The following is a 412-nucleotide window of genomic DNA, read 5'->3' on the forward strand; positions in this document are numbered from 1 at the left end:
GCGGGCGGCGCGGCGCTCGTCGGCGAGCTCGCGCAGGGTCGAGCTGACGAAGACCCGGATCCGCTGGTCGGGCGTGCGGATCACAGGGCGATGCGGCCCAGTCATGACCACATCATGACCCCACTCGGCACCCGCTGTCATGCACCCGAATGCACATCGCGGGGATTCGACCCCTCACCACAGCGCGATGGCACGTTGCACCGACGTGTCGGCCTCGGGAAGGGCGAGAGCGTAGGCCTCCGCGATGCTCATGTCGTCGCCCGCCTGCTCGCCCGCCGCGACCGCCTCCGGCTTGACGGCGCGCAGTTCCTCGAGGGCCTGACGGTGCGCGGCGAACCCCTCGACGTCGTACTGCCCGACGCGCTGGCGGATGGCCGCCGCGACGGCGGACAGCGCGCCGGCGCGCCACCCC

Annotated in this window: 1 protein-coding gene; it reads right to left on the bottom strand. The window is 73.1% G+C overall.

Annotation, left to right across the window (positions count from 1 at the left end; all coding sequences use genetic code 11):
* Positions 1 to 174: 174 nt before the first annotated feature.
* Positions 175 to 412, bottom strand: a 238-nt coding sequence (locus tag ACH3VR_RS23255) for a hypothetical protein (RefSeq protein WP_397558724.1), incomplete at its 5' end; no start/stop codon positions are given.

The organism is Microbacterium alkaliflavum, assembly GCF_044325405.1.
Taxonomy (GTDB): domain Bacteria; phylum Actinomycetota; class Actinomycetes; order Actinomycetales; family Microbacteriaceae; genus Microbacterium; species Microbacterium alkaliflavum.